Below are 23,117 nucleotides of genomic sequence, written 5' to 3' on the forward strand. Positions count from 1 at the left end.
AGCGCACCTGGCTTCAGCCCTTGGGTACCGGGACGATAGCGATCTTGTACGGATCAAAAATCTTCAGCATCTGCCCGTTGTCCCGCAGGCCTTGCAGCAACTTGCCGAATGCCTCGCCGCTGATCGGGGCAGTTGGGCGAATCAGTGCGTAATGGTGATAGACCTGATCAATGCGTTCGGACACCAGCAGCTGTTGCGCGACAGCATTGTTACGCAAGAAGTAATCGAACAGGTACGAACGGGTGACCAGCGCAATATCGGCACGATCACGCAAGACCATCAGCAGGTTGCTGTCGTGGGAGTAGGTCAGCGTGGCGTTGTATTCGTCTGCGAGGAACTTTGGGGTCGCGTTGAAATTGGCAAAGGCATAGTGATATCCACTGAACAATGCCAGCCGTTTACCTTGCAGGTCGGAAAAATACGTTTGCTCGCGACCGGGACGTCGTTGGGCGACGAAGATTTCCGCATCTTCCAGCCCCATGTCGACGGTCGTGTGGGGAATGTCCTGCCAGCCCCAGGCCGGGTTCTCGAAGATCGCCATGTCGACCCGCCCCTGCGTGAAGTCACCAAAGCGACGCGGAATCGAGGTCGGTACCAGGATAAATTGATAGTCGGTTTGCAGTTGGTTCAGGGCTACTACCAATTGCGGCAACAACCCGGTGTCGGCACCGCTTTCCGGGCGGACGGTGTAAGGCGGAAAGTGCGCCGCACCGACTCGCACCAACTGTGCAGCCAAAGTCGGCTGTACGAACAGCACAGCCAGCGCCATCAGTAAAATCCGCGAAGCCGTCCACATTGGCGAAGCCATCAAAAACACCACCCCTGAAAATACTGTCTCCTTCATCACGCTAGGCGGTTTCACCCACTTAGACAATGTACGGAGGACTATTTAATGGTTTTTACCAAACCGTCATTTTTCATCCAGCACCAGAATCAACGCTTCATCAGCCAATTGATCAAGGCTCATGCTGCCGTCCGGGCGAAACCAGGTGGTGGTCCAGGACAAGGCCCCCGTCAGGAAACGCCGGGTGATGAACACGTCGCCGCGTATGAATCCGGCGTCCTTGGCCTCCCCCAGCACCTGCAACCAGATCTGCTCATAGATGTCGCGCAATGCCAGCACCTGGGCTTGCCCGTCCTCGGACAACGAGCGCCATTCATAGACCAGTACCGCCATGGCCTCACCGCTACCGCCCATGATCGACTGCAGTTCGCAGCGGATCAGCGCCAGCAGCCTTTCACGCACCGTGGGGGCCTGAGCCAGCGACGCGCGCATCAAGGCGGTGTTGTAGCGAATGGTTTCTTCCATCACCGCCCGCAGGATTTCATCCTTGCTCTTGAAGTGATGAAAGATGCTTCCCGACTGAATCCCCACCGCACTGGCCAGGTCACGCACCGTGGTGCGCTCGTAGCCCTTGTTGCGAAACAGGTGAGCGGCCATCTGCAGCAGTTTGCCGCGAGCGCTGTCAGGGTCGGTCAGTTTCCCGTTGTCGACCAACTCGCGCATTACCAGCAGGGCTTTTTGCTCGTCCACCCGTTCTCTCCTACAGTCGCTCAATCTAATGTGCGGCCACACCGCCAACGCAGTGGGTTGCGCGGGCAATTTAAGCTGGCCGGGGAAACCAAGCAAGCGCTTGGGCAGAAGTTGTAACCGGCATTTACAAACCAAGCGCTTGCTTGGTAGTCTCAAAACACTTCTGTCGGAGGCTCGCAATGAACAAAACCGTTCGTATCGGCTGTGCCAGTGCCTTTTGGGGCGACACCTCGACCGCCGCCGCGCAATTGGTCGAAGGCGCCCGGCTGGACTACCTGGTGTTCGACTATCTGGCGGAAATCACCATGTCGCTGCTGGCCGGTGCCCGCCTGAAAGATCCCCAGGCCGGTTACGCCACCGACTTCGTCGAGGTGCTCGGTCCGCTCCTGGGCCGCATCAGCCAACAGAACATCCGCGTGATCAGTAACGCCGGAGGGGTCAATCCACTGGCCTGCGCCGCCGCGTTGCAAAGCGCATGCGATGCGGCCGGTGTGCCCCTGAAAATCGCCGTGTTGCTGGGCGATGACCTGCAGCCGCAATTCAAGCAACTGGCGACCCGCGGCGTGCAGGAAATGTTCAGCGGCGCGCCCCTGCCCCCGATGTGCGTCTCGACCAATGCCTACCTGGGCGCTCCCGGCATCGTCGAAGCCCTGCGCCAGGGTGCGGACATCGTGATTACCGGGCGCGTGGTCGACAGCGCCGTGGTCAGCGCCGCCCTGGTGCATGAGTTCGGCTGGTCATGGCAGGACTACGACAAACTGGCCCAGGCCGCACTGGCCGGGCACATCATTGAATGCGGGGCGCAGTGCACCGGCGGGAACTTCACCGATTGGCGAGCAGTGCCAGACTACGAACACATCGGCTTTCCCGTCGTCGAAGTCGGCGCCGATGGCCAGTTCACAGTCGGCAAACCCGAAGGCTCCGGCGGGCTGGTCACCCCGCTGACGGTGGGCGAGCAACTGCTGTATGAAATCGGCAACCCGCGCGCCTACCTGCTACCCGACGTGGTCTGTGATTTCAGCCAGGTCAAACTCCAGCAGCACGGCCACAACTGTGTTCAGGTGCACGGCGCCAAGGGCTTGCCCCCTTCGGCGCAGTACAAGGTCAGCGCCACGTATCCGGATGGCTTTCGCTGCACCGCCAGCTGCCTGATCGCCGGCATCGATGCCGTGGCCAAGGCACGCCGTGTCAGCGATGCAATCATCGCCAGGACTTCGGAGATGTTCAGCCAGCGCGGCTGGGCGCCCTACAGTGAAGTCAACATCGAACTGCTCGGCAGCGAAGCGACCTACGGTCCCCACGGCCAGCGCCAGGACAGCCGCGAGGTGGTGATCAAACTCGCGGTGCGGCACCCGAACAAGCAGGCATTGATCCTGTTTTCCCGCGAGATCGCCCAGGCGGCCACCGGCATGGCACCGGGCTTGACCGGCATCGTCGGTGGCCGGCCGACGGTGTACCCGCTGATCCGTCTGTATTCGTTCCTGATCGACAAAACGGCCTGCGCGCTGGAAGTCGATCTACAAGGTCAGCGTTACGCCTGCCCCCTGCCCGCCCTCGATCATCTTGATACTGCCACCCTGCCGGTGCCCTTTGCCCCGCCCAAACCCCAGGGCCGGGCCGACGCCAGTGTGGCGCTGGTGAAACTGGCGGTGGCGCGCTCCGGCGACAAGGGCAATCACAGCAACATCGGTGTCATGGCCCGCTCGCCCGATTACCTGCCGTGGATTGCCGAAGCGCTGACGCCCGAGGTGATGGTCGACTGGATGAGTCACGTACTCGACCCGGTCCACGGGCGAGTCGAGCGCTGGTACCTGCCCGGCACCCACAGCCTGAACTTTCTCTTGGAAAACGCCCTCGGTGGCGGTGGCGTGGCCAGCCTGCGGATCGACCCGCAAGGCAAGGCATTCGCTCAACAGCTGCTGGAAATCCAGATCCCGGTGCCGCAAAGCATCGCTGACCAAGTCAACTAGAGGACTGTCACCGTGGCCTTCGATTCAATATTCAAACCCGATCTGTTTGCTGGCCAGAACATCCTCGTCACGGGCGGTGGCAGTGGCATTGGCCGTTGCACCGCCCATGAGCTGGCGGCCCTCGGCGCCCATGTGCTGCTGGTAGGGCGCAAGCTGGAAAAGCTGCAGCAAGTCGCCGCTGAAATCACCGAAGACGGCGGCAAGGCCAGTTGGCAGGCCTGCGACATTCGCGATGAAGAAGCGGTCAAGCAGCTGGTGGCGCAATTGATCGAGGCACACGGTCCGATCCAGGGGCTGGTGAACAATGCTGGCGGCCAATACCCGGCGCCCCTGGCCTCGATCAATCAGAAGGGCTTCGAAACCGTGCTGCGCACCAACCTGGTGGGCGGCTTCCTGATGGCCCGGGAAGTGTTCAACCAGTGCATGAGCAAGACCGGCGGCGCTATCGTCAACATGCTCGCCGACATGTGGGGTGGCATGCCTGGCATGGGTCACTCGGGGGCCGCGCGCTCGGGCATGGACAATTTCACCAAGACCGCCGCCTTCGAATGGGGTTATGCCGGGGTGCGGGTCAACGCGGTAGCGCCGGGCTGGATTGCCTCCAGTGGCATGGACACCTACGAAGGTGCCTTCAAGGCCGTGATCCCGACCCTGCGTGAGCATGTCCCCCTCAAACGCATCGGCACCGAATCGGAGGTCAGTGCGGCGATCGTTTTCCTGCTAAGCCCGGCCGCCGCGTTTGTCAGCGGCAGCACCTTGCGCATCGACGGCGCCGCCAGTCTTGGCAGCCGGGCGTGGCCGCTGCACAAGGCGCAACACAGTGAGTCGTTCAATGGCTTCCATCGAGCGTATTTACCCGACGTGCTCAAGGACGAGGGTTGATCCATGCCAGTCATCGAATCCCTGCTAGACCCCCTCAGCCTGCAGTTTGCGCAAAACCGCGAGGCGATGCTCGACGGCATCGAGCAGATCCGCCAGCTGGAACGCAACCTGCTGAGCAAGGCCGCCGAAGCCAAAGCGAAGTTCGACAAGCGCGGGCAGTTGTTGCCGCGCGAACGCTTGAACCTGTTGCTCGACCCCGGCGCGCCGTTTCTCGAACTGGCGAGCCTGGCCGGCTACAAACTGCACGATGACAAGGACGGTAGCCAGGCCGGCGGCGGCCTGATCGCCGGGATTGGCCATGTGTCCGGCGTGCGGGTACTGGTGGTGGCCAACAACAGTGCGATCAAGGGCGGCACCATCTCCCCCAGCGGCCTGAAGAAATCCCTGCGCCTGCAACAGATCGCCATGGAAAACAAACTGCCGATAATTACCCTCGCCGAGAGCGGTGGTGCCAACCTCAACTACGCCGCCGAGATCTTTGTCGAGGGCGCACGCAGCTTCGCCAACCAGGCACGGATGTCGGCCATGGGCTTGCCGCAGATTACCGTGGTGCATGGTTCGGCAACGGCCGGTGGCGCCTATCAGCCGGGCCTGTCGGATTACGTGGTGGTGGTGCGCGGCAAAGCCAAACTGTTTCTCGCCGGGCCGCCGCTGCTCAAGGCCGCCACGGGCGAGGTCGCCACCGACGAGCAGCTCGGCGGCGCCGAAATGCACGCGCAAATCGCCGGCACCGCCGAGTACCTGGCCGAGAATGATGCCGACGGTGTGCGCCTGGTGCGCGAGATCGTCAGCCTGTTGCCGTGGAACGCTCGACTGCCACGGCTCGCCGCCCAACCCTGGGACGAACCGCTCTACCCCATCGACGAACTGCTGGGGCTGATTCCTGATGACCCGAAAAAACCCTACGACGTGCGCGAGATCATTGCCCGCATCGCCGATGGCTCGCGCTTTCTGGAGTTCAAGGGGGAGTTCGACCAGCAAACCCTCTGCGGTCATCTGAACATCCAGGGACGGCCTTGCGGTTTCATCGGCAACAACGGCCCGATCACCCCCCAAGGCGCCAGCAAGGCGGCGCAGTTCATTCAGTTGTGCGATCAGAGTCAGACCCCCCTGCTGTTTTTCCACAACACCACCGGCTTCATGGTCGGCACCGAGTCGGAACAGCAAGGGGTGATCAAACATGGCTCGAAGCTGATTCAGGCGGTGGCCAACGCACGGGTACCGAAGCTGACCCTGGTGGTCGGCGGCTCCTATGGCGCTGGCAACTACGCGATGTGTGGCCGGGGCCTGGACCCGCGCTTCATTTTCGCCTGGCCCAACAGCCGTACGGCAGTGATGGGTGGGGCCCAGGCCGGCAAGGTGCTGCGCATCGTCACCGAAGCCAAACAGCTCAAGGACGGCCTGGTCCCGGATCCGAAGATGCTCGACATGCTGGAACAGGTCACCGCGCAAAAACTCGACAGCCAGTCCACCGCCCTCTATGGCAGTGCCAACCTGTGGGACGACGGGCTGATTGATCCACGGGACACCCGTACGCTGCTGGGCTACCTGCTGGATGTTTGTCACGAGGCCGAGGTTCGTCAGTTGCAGCCCAACAGTTTTGGTGTCGCACGGTTTTAGTCAGTCGGTCGTTCCCGCGCGCCGCGCGGGAATGCAGCCCGGGACGCTCTGCGTCCCAACAGCGGACGCAGAGCGTCCAAAGAAGCGTTGCCACGCAGAGCGTGGGAGCGATCAGGGTTCGCCAGGAGAACAACAACAATGATCTTTACCCAGGAACACGAAGCACTTCGCCGTACCGTCCGCCAGTTTGTCGACCGCGAAATCAACCCTCACGTCGACGAGTGGGAGAAAGCCGGGCGCTTTCCGATCCACGAGATTTTCCGCAAGGCCGGCGAGCTCGGCCTGCTGGGGATTTCCAAGCCGGAAAAATTCGGCGGCATGGGCCTGGACTACAGTTATTCGATTGTCGCCGCCGAAGAGTTCGGCACCATTCGTTGCGGCGGGATACCGATGGCCATCGGCGTGCAGACCGACATGTGCACCCCGGCCCTGGCCCGGTTCGGTTCCGATGAGTTGCGCGACGAGTTCCTGCGCCCGGCGATCAGTGGCGAGCAGGTCGGTTGCATCGGTGTCTCGGAAGTCGGGGCCGGTTCCGATGTCGCAGGGCTGAAAACCACCGCCCGCAAGGACGGTGACGATTACGTGATCAACGGCAGCAAGATGTGGATCACCAACTCGCCGAACGCCGACTTCATCTGCCTGCTGGCTAATACCTCGGACGACAAGGCACACATCAACAAGTCGCTGATCATGGTGCCGATGAACACCCCCGGCATCAGCCTCAGTCCGAACCTGGACAAGCTGGGCATGCGCAGCTCGGAAACCGCCCAGGTGTTTTTCGACAACGTGCGTGTACCGCAACGCAACCGCATTGGCCACGAAGGCGCCGGCTTCATGATGCAAATGCTGCAGTTCCAGGAGGAACGCCTGTTCGGGGCCGCCAACATGATCAAGGGCCTGGAGTACTGTGTCGACAGCACCATCGAGTACTGCAAGGAGCGCAAGACGTTCGGCAACGCGCTAATCGACAATCAGGTCATCCACTTCCGCCTTGCCGAACTGTCGACTGAAATCGAATGCCTGCGGGCCCTGGTCTATCAGGCCACCGAGCAGTACGTCAAAGGCCAGGATGTCACCCGCCTGGCGTCCATGGCCAAGCTCAAGGCCGGACGCCTGGGGCGCGAGGTCAGTGACAGTTGCCTGCAATACTGGGGCGGCATGGGCTACATGTGGGACAACCCGGTGGCCCGTGCCTATCGCGATGTGCGGCTGGTGTCGATCGGCGGCGGGGCCGACGAAATCATGCTGGGGATCATCTGCAAACTGATGGGCATCCTGCCCGGGAAGAAAAAATGAGCACCCTGCCCGCTTGCCAGACCCTGTTGCTGGTGCAGCACAACGGCGTGCTGCACATCACCTTGAACCGTCCGGACTGCCGCAATGCCATGAGCCTGCAGATGGTCACTGAGTTGCGCGCGGTGCTGGCGGCGGTGCGCGATGACCGGGATGTTCGAGCCTTGGTGCTGGGCGGTGCCGGCGGCCACTTCTGTGCCGGCGGCGACCTGAAGGACATGGCCAATGCACGGGCCCAAGGCCTGGAGGCTTACCGTGAATTGAACCGTGCGTTCGGTTCGCTCCTGGAAGAGGCCCAGCATGCACCGCAAGTGCTGATCAGTGTGTTGCAAGGCGCGGTGCTCGGCGGAGGGTTTGGCCTGGCTTGTGTCAGCGACATTGCGCTGACCGAACACAACGCGCAATTCGGCCTGCCGGAAACCAGCCTGGGCCTGCTGCCGGCACAAATCGCGCCGTTCGTGGTCCAGCGCATCGGCCTGACCCAGGCCCGGCGCCTGGCACTGACCGCCGCCCGCTTTGATGGCCATGAGGCACGGCGCCTGGGCCTGGTGCATTTTGTCGAGCACGATACCCAGGCCTTGGCCGAACGCCTGGATGGGGTACTCGCCCACGTACTGTGCTGCGCACCGGGCGCCAACGCCGCGACCAAAGCCCTGCTACTGGCCAGCACCGAACAACTGTCGGGGCCGTTGCTCGATCAGGCAGCCCAGTGGTTCGCTGAAGCCGTGACCGGTGCCGAAGGCATCGAAGGGACGATGGCTTTCGTACAAAAGCGCAAACCCGGCTGGGCGCCCTGACGGCATCGCGAACGGGTCCGCAGCCGACGGCGTTCCGACGATGGGGCCCTCACACACACCGCACTCACCAAGGGAATTGAACCATGCCCACCCTGCGCAAAATCCTCATCGCCAACCGCGGTGAAATCGCCTGCCGCATCCAGCGCACCGCCCAGGCCCTGGGCTATCGCACGGTGGCGGTGTTCAGTGATGCCGATGCCGACGCCCTGCACGTGCGCATGGCCGATGAAGCGGTCAACATCGGCCCCGCCGCGGTTGCCCAGTCCTACCTCAACGCTGAGGCGATCATCGACGCCGCACGACGCAGTGGAGCCGACGCCATCCACCCGGGCTACGGCTTTCTCTCGGAAAACGCCGACTTCGCCAGCGCCTGCGCCGAAGCCGGCCTGACCTTTATCGGCCCAAGCCCTGCTGCCATCGAACTGATGGGCAGCAAGCGCCTGTCGAAGATCGCCATGCTAGCCGCCGGCGTGCCGTGCATCGCTGGCTATCAAGGGCCTGAACAGGACGACGCCACCCTCAGCCGCGAGGCCGAGCGCATCGGCTACCCGTTGATGATCAAGGCTAGCGCGGGCGGCGGCGGACGTGGCATGCGCCTGGTACACAATTCCCACCAATTGCTGGAACAGATCCGCACCGCACGCTCCGAAGCCCTGCACGCGTTTGGCAGCGACGAACTGATTCTCGAACAAGCGTTGATCGACCCTCGTCATGTTGAAATTCAATTGTTCGGCGACCAGCACGGTCAATTGATCTACCTCGGCGAGCGCGACTGCTCGATCCAGCGCCGCCATCAAAAAGTCATTGAAGAAGCCCCATGCCCGGTCATGACGGCCGAACTGCGTCAAGCGATGGGCGAAGCGGCACTCAAAGCAGGACGCGCCGTCCATTACGTGGGTGCCGGTACCGTCGAGTTTCTGCTCGACGCCCGTGGGCAATTCTATTTCCTGGAGATGAACACCCGCTTGCAGGTCGAACACCCGGTGACCGAGTTGGTCACCGGCATCGACCTGGTGGCCTGGCAACTCGACGTCGCCGCCGGATTGCCGCTGCCCTTGCGCCAGGAGCAGGTAGTGCTCAAGGGCCATGCCATGGAGGTGCGGCTCTATGCCGAAGACCCGGCCCAGGGCTTCTTGCCCCAGACCGGGCGCATCACTCGCTGGGAGCCAGCCCTGCAGGAAGGTGTACGGATTGACCACGGCCTGCTGGAAGACCAGCAGGTCAGCCCGTTCTATGACCCGATGCTCGGCAAAATCATCGCCTACGGTGCAACCCGTGAAGAAGCCCGGCGCAAGCTGTTGCGGGCGGTCGAAGACAGTGCCTTGCTCGGATTACAGACCAACCAGCGACTGCTCGCCGGGTTACTGGAACACCCGCAGTTCATTGCCGGGAACTTCAGCACCGGCTTTATCGCGCAACACTTCAGCGATCACCCGAGCCTGCACCCGCACACACCCACGGCCCAGGAACTGGCCGTTGCCGCAGCGATCTTCTACCAGCAGTCCGCCCGCGCCCACGCACCGGGGCTCACGGGTTGGCGCAACAACGCCAATGCACCGCTGCAGCAACAAATCGGGATGCACGATAGCCGCTGGACGAGCGAAGTGACGGTCCTGGCCGCGGGTCAATTGCGCATCCAGGTGGCCGGACAAACGCTGCAACTGACCGTGCTCGACATCGACCCTCGCTCCGTCCACCTAGATATCGACGGCATTCGCCGACGGTACAGCTATCAATTGGCCCATGGACAACTCTGGCTGTTTACCCGCCCCGGTGCCCTGTTGTTGCAGGACCAGACATTGGCGGCAGTCGGCGGCCAGGCCAGTGTCAGCAGCGGTACGCTGAAGGCCCCCATGGATGGCGCCATTGTCGATGTACTGGTCAGTGAAGGGACAACAGTCAGTAAGGGCCAGCTGCTATTGGTGTTGGAGGCAATGAAAATGGAGCACCCGCTCAAGGCTGGCATCGATGGCGTGATCACACGCTTGCAGGTCAGCCCTGGCGACCAGGTCAAAAACCGGCAGATTTTGTTGGAGGTTGAGTAAGCCGCTAGGCGGATCCGTCGGGGTTGGCTACGCTCAGCCTTATCAGGACGCGGATACTAGGAACCCTGCAATGCCTCATTGGCTGGTAATTGATCTAGAAGCGACAACCGATGACGGTGGCTGGCCCATAGAAGAGATGGAAATCATCGAGATCGGCGCCACGCTGGTCAATCGTCAGGGCCGTGAGCTGGATCACTTCCAGCGCTTCGTGCGGCCATTGCGGCGGCCATTGCTGACCCCCTTTTGCCGGGAGCTGACCCATATCACCCAGGCCAGTATCGACGCGGCCCAACCCCTGAGCGACGTCTGGCCGCTGTTCGAGCGCTGGCTCGGCCAGCATCACACCCGCCTGGAAGGCTGGGCCAGTTGGGGAGACTACGACCGCAAGCAGTTGCTTCAGGAATGGCAACGCCTGCAGCTCGACAGCGCCCTGAGTCGTGTCCCGCACATGAATCTCAAGCAGCGGTTTGCCAAGGCTCGCCGCCTGGAGCGGCCACTGGGGCTCAATGGCGCCCTGCAACTGGCTGGCTTGCAGTTCACCGGACAACAGCACCGGGCACTGGAAGACGCACGAAATACCGCACGCTTGCTGCCCCTGACGCTTGCGGCGAAACCTTGAGGGCAACAGGTGACGGGCGAAATGGCCTTGTGCATACTGGCCGGCCTTTTTAGCCCTTTTCGAGGAATCGCCCATGTTTAAAGTCAACGAGTACTTCGACGGTACCGTCAAGTCGATTGCTTTCGGCACTGCTGAAGGTCCGGCCACTATCGGCGTCATGGCGGCGGGCGAATACGAATTCGGTACCAGCCAGCGTGAAATCATGCACGTGGTCTCCGGCGCCCTGACCGTCAAGCTGCCTGGCAGCAGCGACTGGGAAACCTTCGCCGCCGGCAGTCAGTTCAACGTACCGGCCAACAGCAAGTTCCAGCTCAAGGTCGCCGTCGACAGCGCTTACCTGTGCGAATACCGCGGTTAAGGGATTCTTCGCGATAAAAAAATGCCCGTGTCCAAGGACACGGGCATTTTTGCTTGCAGGGCTGGCTACTTATTCGAGAATCGTCACCGGCATGCCCACTTCCAGCACGCCGCTGCCATCATTGACCAGGTTCTGACCGAACATCGCGCCCTCTTCCTGGGCCCGGTATTGTTGCAGGGTGGCCAAGGGTTCGCGGTCTTCGCTGCGCTCGCCGGTCTGCGGATCGATGGTGGTCAGGATGCAGCGCGAACAAGGCTTGACCACGCGGAACTCGATATCGCCAATGCGAATGCGCTTCCAGCCATCCTCGGCAAATGCCTCGCTGCCCTCGATCACCAGATTCGGCCGAAACCTCAGCATTTCCAAGGGTCGCCCCACCCGTTGCGACAGGTCCTGCAGCGAAGCCTGGCCAATCAACAACAGCGGGAAGCCATCGGCAAACGCCACTTTATCGTCGTCCTTGCCATAACCGGCCTGTGTGGTGCGGGCCAGCGCTTCGGGGACCTGCACCAGGCGGGTCGGCTTGCCGATAAACGCACTGACCCAGGCAGCCGCTGCATCACCGGCATCCGGCACCCGCAGGGTATCGCGCCAGATAGTCACACCGCGCAGATCGGCATCCTCTGCCGGCAAGGCAACATCAATCGGAGAATGGCCCGGCGCCGCGAGGGTCAGGCCACCGGCGGCATTCCATAAGGCCGATAATTGACTCATGGCCGATACCGCGCGCTGCGTCAGGAAGCGTCCACTGGCCTCATCCACCAGCATCCAGCGTCGGTCACCGGCAAGCCCCAGTTTGTCCAGATCCGCCCGCTGCAGGGTTTCACCCTTGCCGGACTTGAGTGGATAACGGTACAGCGCGCTCAGACGCAACATGGCCAGCTCCTGATTGGCAAAAACGCCACCCTATACGAGCTTGATCATCGAATCAAAGGCTGACGTGGTGCCAACCTTTTTTGCGCTGTTGTCAGGCAGTGACTTCGTCGCGCATCAGACGCTCACGCACCACGTCGACCAGCTTGTCGGGCTGGAACTTGGACAGGAAGTTGTCGCAACCGACCTTCTTGACCATCGAATCGTTGAAGCTACCCGACAGTGAGGTGTGCAGCACCACATACAAGCCGCGCAGGCGAGGGTCGTTACGGATCTCGGTGGTCAGGCGATAACCGTCCATCTCCGGCATTTCGGCGTCGGTGAAGACCATCAACAGCTTGTCGGTCATCTCGACCCCGGAATCAGCCCAGCCCTTGAGCAGCTTCAGGGCCTTGAGACCATCGCTGGCAATGTGCATTTTCACCCCAAGCTGCCCCAGGGTGTCGCGCAACTGCGACAACGCGACGTTGGAGTCGTCCACCAGCAGCACCTCACGGCCACGGGCACGCTCGAGTACCGGATCTTCGAGCTTTTCACGGGAGACCTTGGCGCTGTAGGGCACGATCTCGGCCAGGACTTTTTCGACGTCGATGATCTCCACCAACTGGTCATCGACCTTGCTGATGGCGGTTAGGTAATGCTGGCGACCGGCACTGGTTGGCGGCGGCAGGATGGCTTCCCAGTTCATGTTGACGATGCGGTCCACACCACCGACCAGGAACGCCTGCACCGAGCGGTTGTACTCGGTGACAATGATGGTGCTGTTGGGGCCAGGTACCAGCGGGCGCATGCCGATGGCCTGGGACAGGTCAATCACCGGCAATGTCTGGCCACGCAGATTGACTACGCCACAGACAAACGGATGGCGCTGCGGCATCAAGGTCAGCTTGGGCAATTGCAGGACTTCCTGCACCTTGAACACGTTGATCGCGAACAATTGCCGACCGGCCAGGCGGAACATGAGAATTTCCAGGCGATTCTCACCCACCAGCTGCGTGCGTTGATCTACCGTGTCGAGAATGCCGGCCATTAATGACTCCTGGGCTTTTCTGATGAATTCACTAAAACAGCGTATCGGCGGACACCACCGCTTCTTGACCCTCGAATACAGGCCCGCAAAAAAATTGATGTCACATTAACATCATGCTCTACTGAATGGACCCTCTCTCCTGGCAGCGCGACCAACAAATACGCGACAGGTTCCACGCCATAAGGGAATCCCCTAGGCACAATCAGGACCAACCTGATATTCGCGATATCCAATAGCCATTAATGTGACGCCATTCTCATTGCATGAATGGAGTCAGGCTTTTGTTTTTGATCACAGAACCAACGCCAGGCCTCTATTTCAGCCAATCGGAACACGCTTCACGGGGGCGTGCTGTAGCAGCGCCTCACGCCAACGTTGATATCGGTGCAATGGATAAGCGCGTGTCAGACACACTCAGACCTTACGTCGTCCATCCTGAAAAACCGGAACTGTCTTACAGACTTGGCAGGTTATCTGGCAGTAACTTACGCCCGTTCACTCGACTCCCAATTGCGCCACCTGACTTGATGTCGTGGAGAAAAGCATGCTGAACGATCGTAAAAACTGGAGCCAACGGTTGCCTGAATTCCTGATCGAAGCGGAAACCCTTCTGGCCAAGTCAGAGGAGTGCCTGGCCCACCTGCAACTGATCAACAACGATCAGGATGCCATCGATTGCATGCTCGGCACGCTACTCACGCTGGCCAACCGTGCGGACGCACTGGCACTGGGGACGGTGTCGGAATTCGCAACGTCCATCCACGCACTGCTCAGCCAGGCGCCCCCGCAAATCGACCTGCACGCCCAGGCCCTAAGTGCCTTGAAAGAATGCTACACATTGATGGCCTGGCAACTGGAACTGGTCGACGTCAATACCGGAGAACTGAGCCTCGACAAAGCCGAGCAGGTGTCGTTGCTCGAAGCGTTCGCGATGGAAATCGGACGTGCCCCCCTGCGGTTCAGCGTTCCTGCCAAAGGCTATGCGCGCGCGACTCTCACGGCCAGACATGCCTGAGTCACACTCCGCACCTCCCCGAACAACTATCGACACGCCATGTAACATTTAATCATGTCGCCTTTGAATAACTCATATCCAGCAACGACACTGCCGATGTAAGTCCAATGATTGGCGAGCACTTCGAATACGCCAGAACAACCCGTTCAAAGCCGTGAATAGTCATCAACCGGCATTCGGACTCAAGCCTGTTCCTGCCCGTTGAACAATAGAGGGCAAACGCGACCAGGCGTGCCTTAAGTGTTAACATGCCGTCCAATTAATTGACGCTACATTAATGGCACTCTGAATCCAGCCCGGCATTGCCTTCTGGTAAGTGCAAAACCCGATTGTGACAATCAGGCTGCGCTAATTTGAAGCGGACCATTCATTTACCCGGTTTTTCCAGACACAGTCCCGTCAACCTCCATGACCGGCCTGCCCGCAGCGAACACTCATTGGCTCCATCAGCTATGCACGCCGGCCTGAAATCCATCCAAACCTGGCGCCTGTCCCGAACGAACCTTCGCCGGATCACCCTGCTGCTTTGCCTTTGCTCGGCAGTGGGCAGCGTGCTGGTTTATGGCCTCTCCATCCCCATGCCGCTAGTATTGGTAGCGTTGAACCTGGTGGCTGCAGGCTGTGCCCTGGAGCAGTATTGCCACTCGCGCAGGTCCATCAAGTTTCAGCCGCAGGAACTTGCCGACCGCCTGCTGCAAGTGCAGGAAAACGAACGTCATCGACTCAGCCGTGAACTGCACGACGACATCGGTCAGTTACTGACAGCCGCCAAACTACAAGGCGAATGGCTCAAACGCCGCCTGCCTGACGACCAGCAAAGCCAATGCACCGTGTTGTGTGAAACCCTGGAAGAAACACTGACAAAAGTTCGCGATATGTCCGCGCTGCTCAACCCAAGACAACTGACCAGCCTTGGCCTGGAAGCCAGTTTGCGCGCGCACTTGCTCAAGACACTGACCAACACCGCCGTGAAATGGAGCCTCGAATGCCAACAGCGACTGACCGGCATCCCGGAGGAAATGGCAGTGGCGGCGTTTCGAATTACCCAGGAAGCCATTACCAACATCCTGCGCCATGCACAGGCCCAAAACCTGTTGGTCCGCTTGCAGCGTACCCCCCAAGGGCTTGCGCTGTTCATCAGTGACGACGGACTGGGATTCTCCCCCGCTGCCCATCCTGGCCGTGAAGGGCAGTGCGGGATGGCCGGGATGTCAGAGCGGGTCGAGCAATTGGGCGGCACCCTGAGCGTCACCAGTGAACCTGGCAAAGGAACGCAGATCAACGCACTTTTTCCCTGGGCGCCCCGCGCGCTTGAACGGGCCAGCACGAATAAGGTTCTACATTGACTTGCAACTTGCTTCTGGTGGATGACCACTCACTCATCAGGGCCGGTGTACGCGCACTGGTCATGGACATTCCCGGTTACTCCGTCATCGGAGAAGCCACTGATGGCGCCCAGGTGCTCGAAATGGTCGAGCACCTGCGACCAGACATCATTCTGCTGGATCTGTCCATGCGCGACATCGGCGGGCTCGAAGCGCTGCAAAAGCTCAAGGCGGTTCGCCCCCAGAGCAAAGTGTTGATCCTGTCGATGCACACCGAACCGGCGTTGATCATGCGTGCCCTGGAATCGGGAGCCCACGGCTACCTGCTCAAGGACACCACCGCCACGGAACTGGAGCATGCGCTCGAAGCCTTGCGCAACAACGAACGTTACCTGAGCCCGGCCATTGCACACACGGTGATCAATCAGGCACTGGTACAGACATACCGACAACAGCCGGAAACCATCGAGACCCATAACCTGACGGCACGCCAACTGGAGATCCTGCGCTTGATCGTACGCGGCAAATCCACTCGCGAGATTGCCAATGGCCTGGGCCTGAGCATCAAGACCGTTGAAACCCATCGCTCGCAAATCATGAAACGCTTGCAGATCTTCGATGTGGCAGGCCTGGTGCTGTTTGCCGTGCGCGAGCAGATCATCAGCCTCGACGACTGATCTGCATCAGCCCCGAAAGCAAGCCTCCCCTGAAGGCGCTCACCCTCTCCAGCGGCACCGGCGCAATGCTGACATCCAGAAACCCGTCGTCACCAAGCTGTCAGCACTGCACCTTGCCTGCGTCCAGCAGCGTTGAACGTGTCGAGTTTTTTCTTACACGCCGCGACGAATTAGCCGAATTGACGGTCAATTGATATTGGAACACCTTGTGTCAGTCGTTATCAGAAACAGATTGGCCACACACAAGGATGTGCATCCATATGACAAACCATGACTTGCGAATCCCGGCAATCCGCACGGCAGCCCCGAAGGACGATCAGCGAGCTGAATGCCTGTGCAGCCTCGACTCAAGCAAAGGAAGCACCCTGGAACCTCGCCTTGCCGAACTGGAGGCCCACCTCAGGTACATCCGCAGAGACATGGATGCGGCTCGCAGCGACCTGAAATCCATCCAGCACAGGCTTGCGTACTCAACAGGCGCAATGACCGTGATCATCGGACTCGTCAGCTGGATCGCCAACAGCCGTATCGATCAACTGGTCATGCTGCTCAACTGACAGAGCCGCAGGACGGTGCGCCAGGCCCATGCGGCCCGCTGTCGGGCCTGACGAGGTAGCGCTGCAGTGAAGCTCAGCCGAGTACTTCACTTAGCGGGATGAAGTTGACCCAATCACCCTCGACCAGTGTGCGCCCCTCAAGCACTTCGACCAGCCCCTCGGCCCATGCCGCGCTACGCAAGACCCCGGAACTCTGGTTTGCGTAGACAATCGCCCGCCCCTGCTCCAGCCGACCGCGAAGGTACTCCCGCCGATTGCCCGCCCTGGACCAGACGAATCCCGCCGGGACCTGGAACTGCAATGGGGCCACTGCTTGCACGCCTTGGCGGCGTAAAAGATAAGGCCGGGCCAGCAACGCGAACGTCACCAGTGTCGAGGCCGGGTTCCCTGGTAGCCCAATCACCGGCACGCCTCGAAAGTGACCGAACGTCAACGGCTTTCCGGGTTTAATGGCCAGCTTCCACAACGCCAGCTCACCCTCTTCACGCAAGGCGACCCCCAGGAAGTCGGCTTCGCCAACCGATACGCCTCCCGTGGAAAGAATCAGGTCAACGCTACCCAGCTCAGCGAGGCGCGTGCGAGTGGCCTGCAGATTGTCCGGAAGAATACCGGCATCCACCACTTCGCAGCCCAGGCGCTGCAGCCAGCTGCACAGCAGTACCCGATTGCTGTTGTAGATCTGTCCGGGCCCCAGGGCCTGCCCCGGTTCGATCAGTTCGTCGCCGGTAGACAGTACGGCGACGCGCACCTTGCGCACCACCTCGAGCTCCGCGCACCCCAGTGAAGCTGCCAGGCCTTGCTCGATAGGTCCCAAACGGGTGCCGGCACTCAGCACCTGCTCGCCCACTGTGGTTTCCTGGCCTTGTGGGCGGATGTTCTGCCCGACCTTCATCGACTCGGTGAACCGTACCCTCAAGTCACTCAGGACCTCGGCGTTTTCCTGCATTTCGACGCAATCCGCGCCGGCCGGCACCGGTGCGCCGGTAAAGATTCTGGCGCACGTACCGGGCGCCAAGGGCTCCGGTACTTGTCCGGCGAATACCTTCTGACTGACCGCCAATGGCTCGCCCGTCCAGTCGGCCAGCCGCAGGGCGTAGCCGTCCATGGCACTGTTGGGCCACGGCGGCAGATCAAGGGTCGATACCAGGTCATTGGCCAGCACACGCCCCTGGACGGCAGCCAGCGGCAATCGTTCACGCTCAGCAATGGGTGATGCTTCAGCCATTTCCAGCAGACGTGCCAATGCCACTTCGACGGGCATCAAGCTACCCGTCTTGCCTGGCTTACCCGCGGGATTCACAGGGTGCCGCCTGTTTCAGGTGAGTGACGAAGTTGCAGGGACGGTGACGCGCATCCAATTGCTCGGCGAGTATGCCATCCCAACCGGTTCGCACCGCGTTGGTGGAACCTGGCAGGCAACAAACCAGTGTGCCATTGGCCAGGCCCGCCAGCGCGCGCGACTGAACCGTGGAGGTGCCAATATCAGCGACCGATATCTGTCGGAACAACTCGCCAAACCCGTCGACCTGCTTGTCCAGCAGGCAGCTGACCGCTTCAGGCGTACTGTCACGCCCGGTGAAACCCGTCCCCCCGGTAATCAGCACCACTTGAACCAGGTCATCGGCGATCCAGGTGGCGACTTGCGCACGTATTTTGTACAGGTCATCTTTAAGCAGGACACGCGCAGCCAGATTGTGGCCGGCAGCGCTCAAGCGGTCGACAAAGACCTGGCCCGAGGTATCGGTTTCCAGCGTGCGGGTATCGCTGACAGTCAGCACCGCGATGTTCAGCGCAACGAAAGGTACATCGGCCTTGGCTTTCATAGGCTCGTCCAGTTGTAGGAGAAACGGCCCGGTGTTATATCACAGAGCCCTGTTTTTTTGCCCCACCGATGGAGAGGCGTCATGTCCCTGAATACTGAGTTACCGCCCTGCTCCATCCTGCTCCTGGCGGGCGGGCGTGGCCAGCGCATGGGGGGGCAGGACAAAGGGTTGCTCGAATGGCAGGGCCTGCCTCTGATTGCGCATCTGCACCAACGGACCCGGGGCTTGACCGATGACCTGATCATTTCCTGCAACCGCAATCTTGACCGCTATGCGCCCTATGCCGATCAGTTGGTACACGATGACAACAGTGATTTCCCTGGCCCTTTGGCAGGTATTCGCGCCGGGCTGAAGGCCGCACGCCACCCCCACCTGATGGTGCTGCCGTGCGATGTGCCACGCCTGGACGCCGAACTGCTGAAAACCATGCGTGAGGCGGCCCGCCAGCACCCGGAAAAACCCTTGATGGTGCGTCAGGGTGAACACTGGGAGCCGTTGCTGTGCATTATCCCTGTCGCGCTGTCAGATGAGTTCGACAAGGCCTGGAGTACGGGCGAGCGCAGCCCTGGACGGATCATGCACACGCTTGATGCCATTGCACTGCAGTGTCCCGAGAATGATCGGCGCTTGGCCAACCTCAATACCCCGGAGCTGTTAAGTCTGCACGCAAGCATGTCAGAATGACCTATTCTGGAACTTGCAGGCGCGCTGTACGTCTCAAGTTCAGACATCAAGAATTCATTTGCGGAGACATCTCATGACTCATCGGACCCTCGCCACTTTCATGCTTGCCTTGGGCCTGGCCACCCTCGCGGGCTGCTCGTCACCTGCAGTCATCACCTTGAATGACGGCCGTGAAATCCAGTCTGTCGACACCCCTAAATTCGATGCCAGGTCGGGTTTCTATGAGTTCGAACAGCTGGACGGCAAGCAAACCCGCATCAACAAGGATCAGGTCCGCACCGTCAAGGACCTGTAAGTCGCGACGCGTTCCGGATACACCACCAAGCCCGCCCAGCGCGGGCTTGGTGGTGTCTGGAGCGGCTCACCAGTCCAGGCTGATGGTGCTTTGGAACACCCGCTCCTGGCCGGTCACCGGGTCGACGAAGCGCAAGCCTTTGGCCAATAGCTTCAAAGGATTGGCGTAGTCATCCTCTGCATCTTTCAAGACGTCGGGGTAGAAGGGGTCATTACAGATACTCGCCCCCAACGCGGCCATGTGAACCCTCAGTTGGTGTTTTTTGCCCGTCACCGGGTACAACGCGTAGCGCCACAGATCAGCATTTTTTTCTACAACCTCGATGGCGGTTTCGGTATTGCTGATGCCTGGCCCCTCTTGCATACGGAAAAAGGGCTGACCATCGACCAGGCGGCTTTTGTGTACCAAGGGAAACGACAACGTCGGCAACGCACGGGCAATGGCTTCATAGTGCTTTTCGATGGTGCGAGTCGGAAACAGTGACTGATACGCCGAACGGCTTTGCGGATTGGCGGAAAACAGCACAAGCCCCGCCGTGTGCCGGTCGATACGGTGCAGTGGCACCAGGTGTGGATTGTCCAGGCGACGGATCAACCGACGCAGCAACGTCTGCTCGACATACTCGCCAGCGGGGGTCACCGGCAGAAAATGGGGTTTATCCGCTACCACCAGATGCTCGTCGGCGTACAGGATCGTTTCCACAACAGGGATATTCTTTTCATCAGGCACTTCGCGAAAATAATGGATTCGCAGGCCCTCCTTGTACGCCAGGTCCAAGGCAATCGCCTGGCCTTGACCGTCGAGCACGCGACCACGGGCGATCCTGTCCAGCCATTGTTCACGACCAATGGCGCTGAAGTGTTCGCACAGGCAATCAAGCACGGTCGCCCAGCTGCCTGGGGGCAGGTATAGCGTACTGGCCTGGTTCTGTGCGGCGGAAAACGATGAGGTGGACATACGAAAGCTCTGGCCGTTAATGCTGATGGCTATTATCCAACAATGGCTTGAACGGACCTAGGACAGATTCCACACGGCCCCCTCTGATGTCCGTCACGCGGTCAAGGACTCGCGCAGCGCTGCCGCGTCGGTGAACTCTTTCAACCAGCGCAACACATCGACGGCTTCCCAGCGGCCAGGATCATAAAGCGCATACAACAAGCCCTGGTAACCGACCACATCCAGCTGACGGTGATACCCGGCGCGCTGAAACAGGGCCTCGATTTCGGCAAAACAGGTATTGAAGTGCACTTTGTTGAACGGTGTTTTCCCTTCCGTCACCAGGCCATCCAGGCGTAACTCCCGCACCGCCTCGCGTACCACGTCGACCGACATCCGGTTCACGCCGGCTTTCAACTGTTCAACCTTGACCATGTTGCATCCCTCTCATTTCGTAATCCCGTGCGCGCGCCAGATGCTCAAAGCAATCGGGCCCGCGAGGTCAACCTCATCCGCGCCCCACATAGCTGACAACCCACAGCACCACCCCCCAGATCGGGGCCGGGTCGAGTTCATCAAAGGGGACCGAGGGGATAGAGGGCCGCGCAGCCTTGAGCAGCAGCCCTCCCTTGGGATCGGCCGCCAACAGGCGCACGCAGTAATCGTTTTCGCTGTCGAGATGGGCCACCACGTATTGATCCTGAACAGGCTGGATCGAACGATCGACGATCAGACGGTCACCGGGATAAATACCGAATCCCAGCAAGCTGTCGTCATCAACCAGGACCGCACGCACCTGCTCGGCCCCCAGACCCACGATCCGGTCTAGCGAGAAGTCGCAGTGCGCCTGCTCTCGAGCGGCGCAATGCAGGGTACTGATGCTCAGCTCACCGGAATCCGGCAGCTGCAAGCGCTGACGACTTGCGAGTATGGTGAGGGACATGACGGCCACCCGAATAACTGTATGCACATACAGTAACCGAATATTCAAGCGCGCGCCAACGCATTACAGGCAGATCACGACAAACGGAGTCCGTGTCGCAACAAAAGCCAGGGGTCAACGCAAAAACGCCACGACTTGCTCGGCATCGAAGGGCCAGCCCAGTTCGGCCCCCGTATCGACCCGGCGCAACACCGGAATTCGCAAGCCATAGGCTTCAAACAACGCGTCACTGTCCGCAATGTCCACCAGTTCCACCAACAATCCGTGCTCGACCAACGGCATCAGTTCCGCTTCGGCGAGTTCACAGAGATGGCAGCCAAGGGTGCCGAACAACTGGCATTCAGAAGGCATGAGGTACAGATCACTGAGGAATGGGTGATCATTCTAGGCCGGACATAAAAAACCGTCGAGCGCCAGCCACTCCCATGAGGAGGTGAGGCCGCGCGCAGATCGGGGTGCAGATCATTGCGCACCCGGCGCCCCTCAGTCCTGGCTGACGGCACCGATCTTGTGGATCGACAGGTCAGCACCGTAGTACTCCTCTTCCTGGCTCAGGCGCAGACCATGCAAGCGTTTGATTGCGCCATACACCACAAGCCCCCCGATCAATGCCACCACAATACCCAGCGCCGTACCGATCAATTGGCTGATCAGGCTGACACCACCCAGCCCTCCCAACGCCGTCTGGCCAAAGATCCCGCAGGCAATGCCGCCCCAGGCGCCACACAAGCCATGTAATGGCCAGACGCCCAGCACATCATCGATCTTCCATTGGTTTTGCGCGGCAATGAAACACCCGACAAACAGGGCCCCGGCGATGGCACCGGTCACCAGGGCCCCCACCGGGTGCATCAGGTCCGAGCCCGCGCAGATCGCGACCAGCCCGGCCAGCGGTCCATTGTGTAGAAACCCCGGGTCGTTACGGCCAACGATCAATGCGGCCACGGTGCCGCCAACCATGGCCATCAACGAATTGACCGCCACCAGACCGCTGACCCCCTGCAGAGTCTGTGCGCTCATTACGTTAAAGCCGAACCAGCCGACGATCAGAATCCACGAACCCAATGCCAGGAACGGAATACTCGACGGAGCAAACGCCACCAGACGCCCGTCGCGGTACCGTCCATTGCGCGGTCCGAGTAGCAGTACTGCCGCCAATGCCAACCAGCCGCCCATGGCATGCACCACCACCGAACCTGCAAAGTCATGGAAGCCGGCACCAAAGCGCTCGAGCAACCAGGCTTGCAGACCCAAATTGCCATTCCAGACAATGCCCTCAAAAAACGGATAGATGAACGCCACGATCAGCGCGGTGGCGCACAACTGCGGTATGAACCGCGCCCGCTCGGCAATTCCGCCGGAGATAATGGCTGGAATGGCGGCGGCGAACGTCAGCAGAAAGAAAAATTTCACCAGCCCATAACCGTGATCGACACTGATCACCGAGGCCGGTTGCATGAAATGGACGCCGTATGAGATCCAGTAGCCTATAAAGAAGTAAGCCAGGGTCGAAATGGCAAAGTCGCTGAGGATTTTCGACAAGGCATTGACCTGATTCTTTTGACGAACCGTACCGACTTCCAGGAAGGCGAAACCGGCATGCATCGCCAGGACCATGACCGCGCCGATCAGGATGAAGAGCGTGTTGGAACCGTGGACCAGACTGTCCACTGCACTTTGCAGATTTTCCATGGGGTTGGCAGACCTTCAATCCGGAAAAAGCACCAAAGCAGTTCGCCAGGCCTTTTTGCGCACCAAGTTGACACCTCCCCTGGCATCAACTCGCCTTACGGCGAACCGTTTTGGCGCAAAAAAAACGGCGGGGTCAATCCTTGCCTGGA

Annotated in this window: 25 protein-coding genes; 14 read left to right on the forward strand and 11 right to left on the reverse strand. The window is 60.4% G+C overall.

All coding sequences use genetic code 11. The features are described from left to right. Nucleotides 1-13: 13 nt before the first annotated feature. Nucleotides 14-808 (reverse strand): ABC transporter substrate-binding protein, encoded by a 795-nt coding sequence (locus CKW07_RS04770; RefSeq protein ID WP_095143827.1) that lies wholly within the window; start codon nucleotides 806-808, stop codon nucleotides 14-16. Between the two features lie 102 nt (nucleotides 809-910). Then, entirely contained in the window at nucleotides 911-1,534 is a 624-nt protein-coding gene (locus CKW07_RS04775; protein ID WP_095143828.1) for a TetR/AcrR family transcriptional regulator, read from the reverse strand. 179 nt (nucleotides 1,535-1,713) lie between these two features. Here CKW07_RS04775 and CKW07_RS04780 point away from each other — a divergent pair, with 179 nt between their 5' ends. The 8 genes from CKW07_RS04780 (at nucleotide 1,714) to CKW07_RS04820 (ending at nucleotide 11,118) form a co-directional block, all read left to right on the forward strand. Next, entirely contained in the window at nucleotides 1,714-3,504 is a 1,791-nt protein-coding gene (locus CKW07_RS04780) for an acyclic terpene utilization AtuA family protein (protein WP_095143829.1), read from the forward strand. A 12-nt stretch (nucleotides 3,505-3,516) separates the two neighbouring features. Continuing rightward, nucleotides 3,517-4,386: an SDR family oxidoreductase gene (locus CKW07_RS04785; RefSeq protein WP_095143830.1), complete on the forward strand. Its 870-nt coding sequence runs from the start codon at nucleotides 3,517-3,519 to the stop codon at nucleotides 4,384-4,386. 3 nt (nucleotides 4,387-4,389) lie between these two features. Continuing rightward, complete coding sequence (gene atuC, locus CKW07_RS04790) at nucleotides 4,390-6,006, forward strand: geranyl-CoA carboxylase subunit beta (RefSeq protein ID WP_095143831.1); 1,617 nt, start codon at nucleotides 4,390-4,392, stop codon at nucleotides 6,004-6,006. Between the two features lie 138 nt (nucleotides 6,007-6,144). After that, nucleotides 6,145-7,302, forward strand: a complete 1,158-nt coding sequence (gene atuD, locus CKW07_RS04800; RefSeq protein ID WP_095143833.1) for a citronellyl-CoA dehydrogenase — start codon at nucleotides 6,145-6,147, stop codon at nucleotides 7,300-7,302. Next, complete coding sequence (locus CKW07_RS04805) at nucleotides 7,299-8,096, forward strand: enoyl-CoA hydratase/isomerase family protein (protein WP_095143834.1); 798 nt, start codon at nucleotides 7,299-7,301, stop codon at nucleotides 8,094-8,096. The genes atuD and CKW07_RS04805 overlap by 4 nt, the downstream gene beginning before the upstream one ends. 83 nt (nucleotides 8,097-8,179) lie before the next feature. Further along, complete coding sequence (locus CKW07_RS04810) at nucleotides 8,180-10,141, forward strand: acetyl/propionyl/methylcrotonyl-CoA carboxylase subunit alpha (RefSeq protein ID WP_095143835.1); 1,962 nt, start codon at nucleotides 8,180-8,182, stop codon at nucleotides 10,139-10,141. 70 nt (nucleotides 10,142-10,211) lie between these two features. Further along, nucleotides 10,212-10,760 carry an exonuclease domain-containing protein gene (locus CKW07_RS04815; protein ID WP_095143836.1) on the forward strand — a complete coding sequence of 183 codons (549 nt, stop codon included), beginning with the start codon at nucleotides 10,212-10,214 and terminating at the stop codon, nucleotides 10,758-10,760. A gap of 73 nt (nucleotides 10,761-10,833) precedes the next feature. Continuing rightward, complete coding sequence (locus tag CKW07_RS04820; protein WP_095078709.1) at nucleotides 10,834-11,118, forward strand: pyrimidine/purine nucleoside phosphorylase; 285 nt, start codon at nucleotides 10,834-10,836, stop codon at nucleotides 11,116-11,118. A gap of 69 nt (nucleotides 11,119-11,187) precedes the next feature. On the opposite strand, the gene CKW07_RS04825 is transcribed toward CKW07_RS04820, so the two are convergent. Together CKW07_RS04825 and CKW07_RS04830 are read right to left on the reverse strand one after the other, a co-directional pair. Continuing rightward, nucleotides 11,188-11,994 (reverse strand): MOSC domain-containing protein, encoded by an 807-nt coding sequence (locus tag CKW07_RS04825; protein WP_095143837.1) that lies wholly within the window; start codon nucleotides 11,992-11,994, stop codon nucleotides 11,188-11,190. A gap of 91 nt (nucleotides 11,995-12,085) precedes the next feature. Continuing rightward, on the reverse strand, nucleotides 12,086-13,021 hold the full coding sequence (locus CKW07_RS04830) for a chemotaxis protein CheV (protein WP_095143838.1): 936 nt from the start codon (nucleotides 13,019-13,021) through the stop codon (nucleotides 12,086-12,088). 544 nt (nucleotides 13,022-13,565) lie between these two features. On the opposite strand from CKW07_RS04830, the gene CKW07_RS04835 reads away from it, so the two are divergent. The 4 genes from CKW07_RS04835 to CKW07_RS25630 all read left to right on the forward strand — a co-directional run bounded on the left by CKW07_RS04835 (nucleotide 13,566) and on the right by CKW07_RS25630 (nucleotide 16,595). Then, nucleotides 13,566-14,036, forward strand: a complete 471-nt coding sequence (locus CKW07_RS04835; protein ID WP_095143839.1) for a hypothetical protein — start codon at nucleotides 13,566-13,568, stop codon at nucleotides 14,034-14,036. Between the two features lie 452 nt (nucleotides 14,037-14,488). Next, nucleotides 14,489-15,382, forward strand: coding sequence for a sensor histidine kinase (locus CKW07_RS04840; RefSeq protein ID WP_095143840.1), 894 nt, complete (start codon nucleotides 14,489-14,491; stop codon nucleotides 15,380-15,382). Then, entirely contained in the window at nucleotides 15,379-16,038 is a 660-nt protein-coding gene (locus CKW07_RS04845; protein ID WP_095143841.1) for a response regulator transcription factor, read from the forward strand. The genes CKW07_RS04840 and CKW07_RS04845 overlap by 4 nt, the downstream gene beginning before the upstream one ends. A 260-nt stretch (nucleotides 16,039-16,298) precedes the next feature. After that, nucleotides 16,299-16,595: a hypothetical protein gene (locus CKW07_RS25630; RefSeq protein ID WP_256577021.1), complete on the forward strand. Its 297-nt coding sequence runs from the start codon at nucleotides 16,299-16,301 to the stop codon at nucleotides 16,593-16,595. A 73-nt stretch (nucleotides 16,596-16,668) separates the two neighbouring features. On the opposite strand, the gene glp is transcribed toward CKW07_RS25630, so the two are convergent. After that, nucleotides 16,669-17,856: a gephyrin-like molybdotransferase Glp gene (glp, locus tag CKW07_RS04855; protein WP_176465271.1), complete on the reverse strand. Its 1,188-nt coding sequence runs from the start codon at nucleotides 17,854-17,856 to the stop codon at nucleotides 16,669-16,671. Between the two features lie 22 nt (nucleotides 17,857-17,878). Then, on the reverse strand, nucleotides 17,879-18,418 hold the full coding sequence (moaB, locus tag CKW07_RS04860; protein WP_095143843.1) for a molybdenum cofactor biosynthesis protein B: 540 nt from the start codon (nucleotides 18,416-18,418) through the stop codon (nucleotides 17,879-17,881). Nucleotides 18,419-18,499: 81 nt separating this feature from the next. Between moaB and mobA the strand changes: the two genes are divergently transcribed. Together mobA and CKW07_RS04870 are read left to right on the forward strand one after the other, a co-directional pair. Then, complete coding sequence (mobA, locus tag CKW07_RS04865) at nucleotides 18,500-19,102, forward strand: molybdenum cofactor guanylyltransferase MobA (RefSeq protein WP_095143844.1); 603 nt, start codon at nucleotides 18,500-18,502, stop codon at nucleotides 19,100-19,102. A 73-nt stretch (nucleotides 19,103-19,175) separates the two neighbouring features. Continuing rightward, entirely contained in the window at nucleotides 19,176-19,397 is a 222-nt protein-coding gene (locus tag CKW07_RS04870; RefSeq protein ID WP_095143845.1) for a YgdI/YgdR family lipoprotein, read from the forward strand. Nucleotides 19,398-19,463: 66 nt separating this feature from the next. On the opposite strand, the gene CKW07_RS04875 is transcribed toward CKW07_RS04870, so the two are convergent. The 5 genes from CKW07_RS04875 to CKW07_RS04895 form a co-directional block, all read right to left on the reverse strand. Continuing rightward, complete coding sequence (locus tag CKW07_RS04875) at nucleotides 19,464-20,354, reverse strand: pseudouridine synthase (RefSeq protein ID WP_095143846.1); 891 nt, start codon at nucleotides 20,352-20,354, stop codon at nucleotides 19,464-19,466. Between the two features lie 93 nt (nucleotides 20,355-20,447). Further along, entirely contained in the window at nucleotides 20,448-20,768 is a 321-nt protein-coding gene (locus CKW07_RS04880; protein WP_095143847.1) for a transcriptional regulator, read from the reverse strand. A gap of 73 nt (nucleotides 20,769-20,841) precedes the next feature. Next, nucleotides 20,842-21,276, reverse strand: coding sequence for a LexA family transcriptional regulator (locus tag CKW07_RS04885; protein ID WP_095078697.1), 435 nt, complete (start codon nucleotides 21,274-21,276; stop codon nucleotides 20,842-20,844). Between the two features lie 114 nt (nucleotides 21,277-21,390). After that, on the reverse strand, nucleotides 21,391-21,627 hold the full coding sequence (locus CKW07_RS04890) for a glutaredoxin family protein (protein WP_095078696.1): 237 nt from the start codon (nucleotides 21,625-21,627) through the stop codon (nucleotides 21,391-21,393). A 132-nt stretch (nucleotides 21,628-21,759) separates the two neighbouring features. Further along, nucleotides 21,760-22,968 (reverse strand): ammonium transporter, encoded by a 1,209-nt coding sequence (locus tag CKW07_RS04895; protein ID WP_095143848.1) that lies wholly within the window; start codon nucleotides 22,966-22,968, stop codon nucleotides 21,760-21,762. Between the last annotated feature and the right edge of the window lie 149 nt (nucleotides 22,969-23,117).

Source organism: Pseudomonas sp. Irchel s3b6 (assembly GCF_900187415.1).
Lineage (GTDB): Bacteria > Pseudomonadota > Gammaproteobacteria > Pseudomonadales > Pseudomonadaceae > Aquipseudomonas.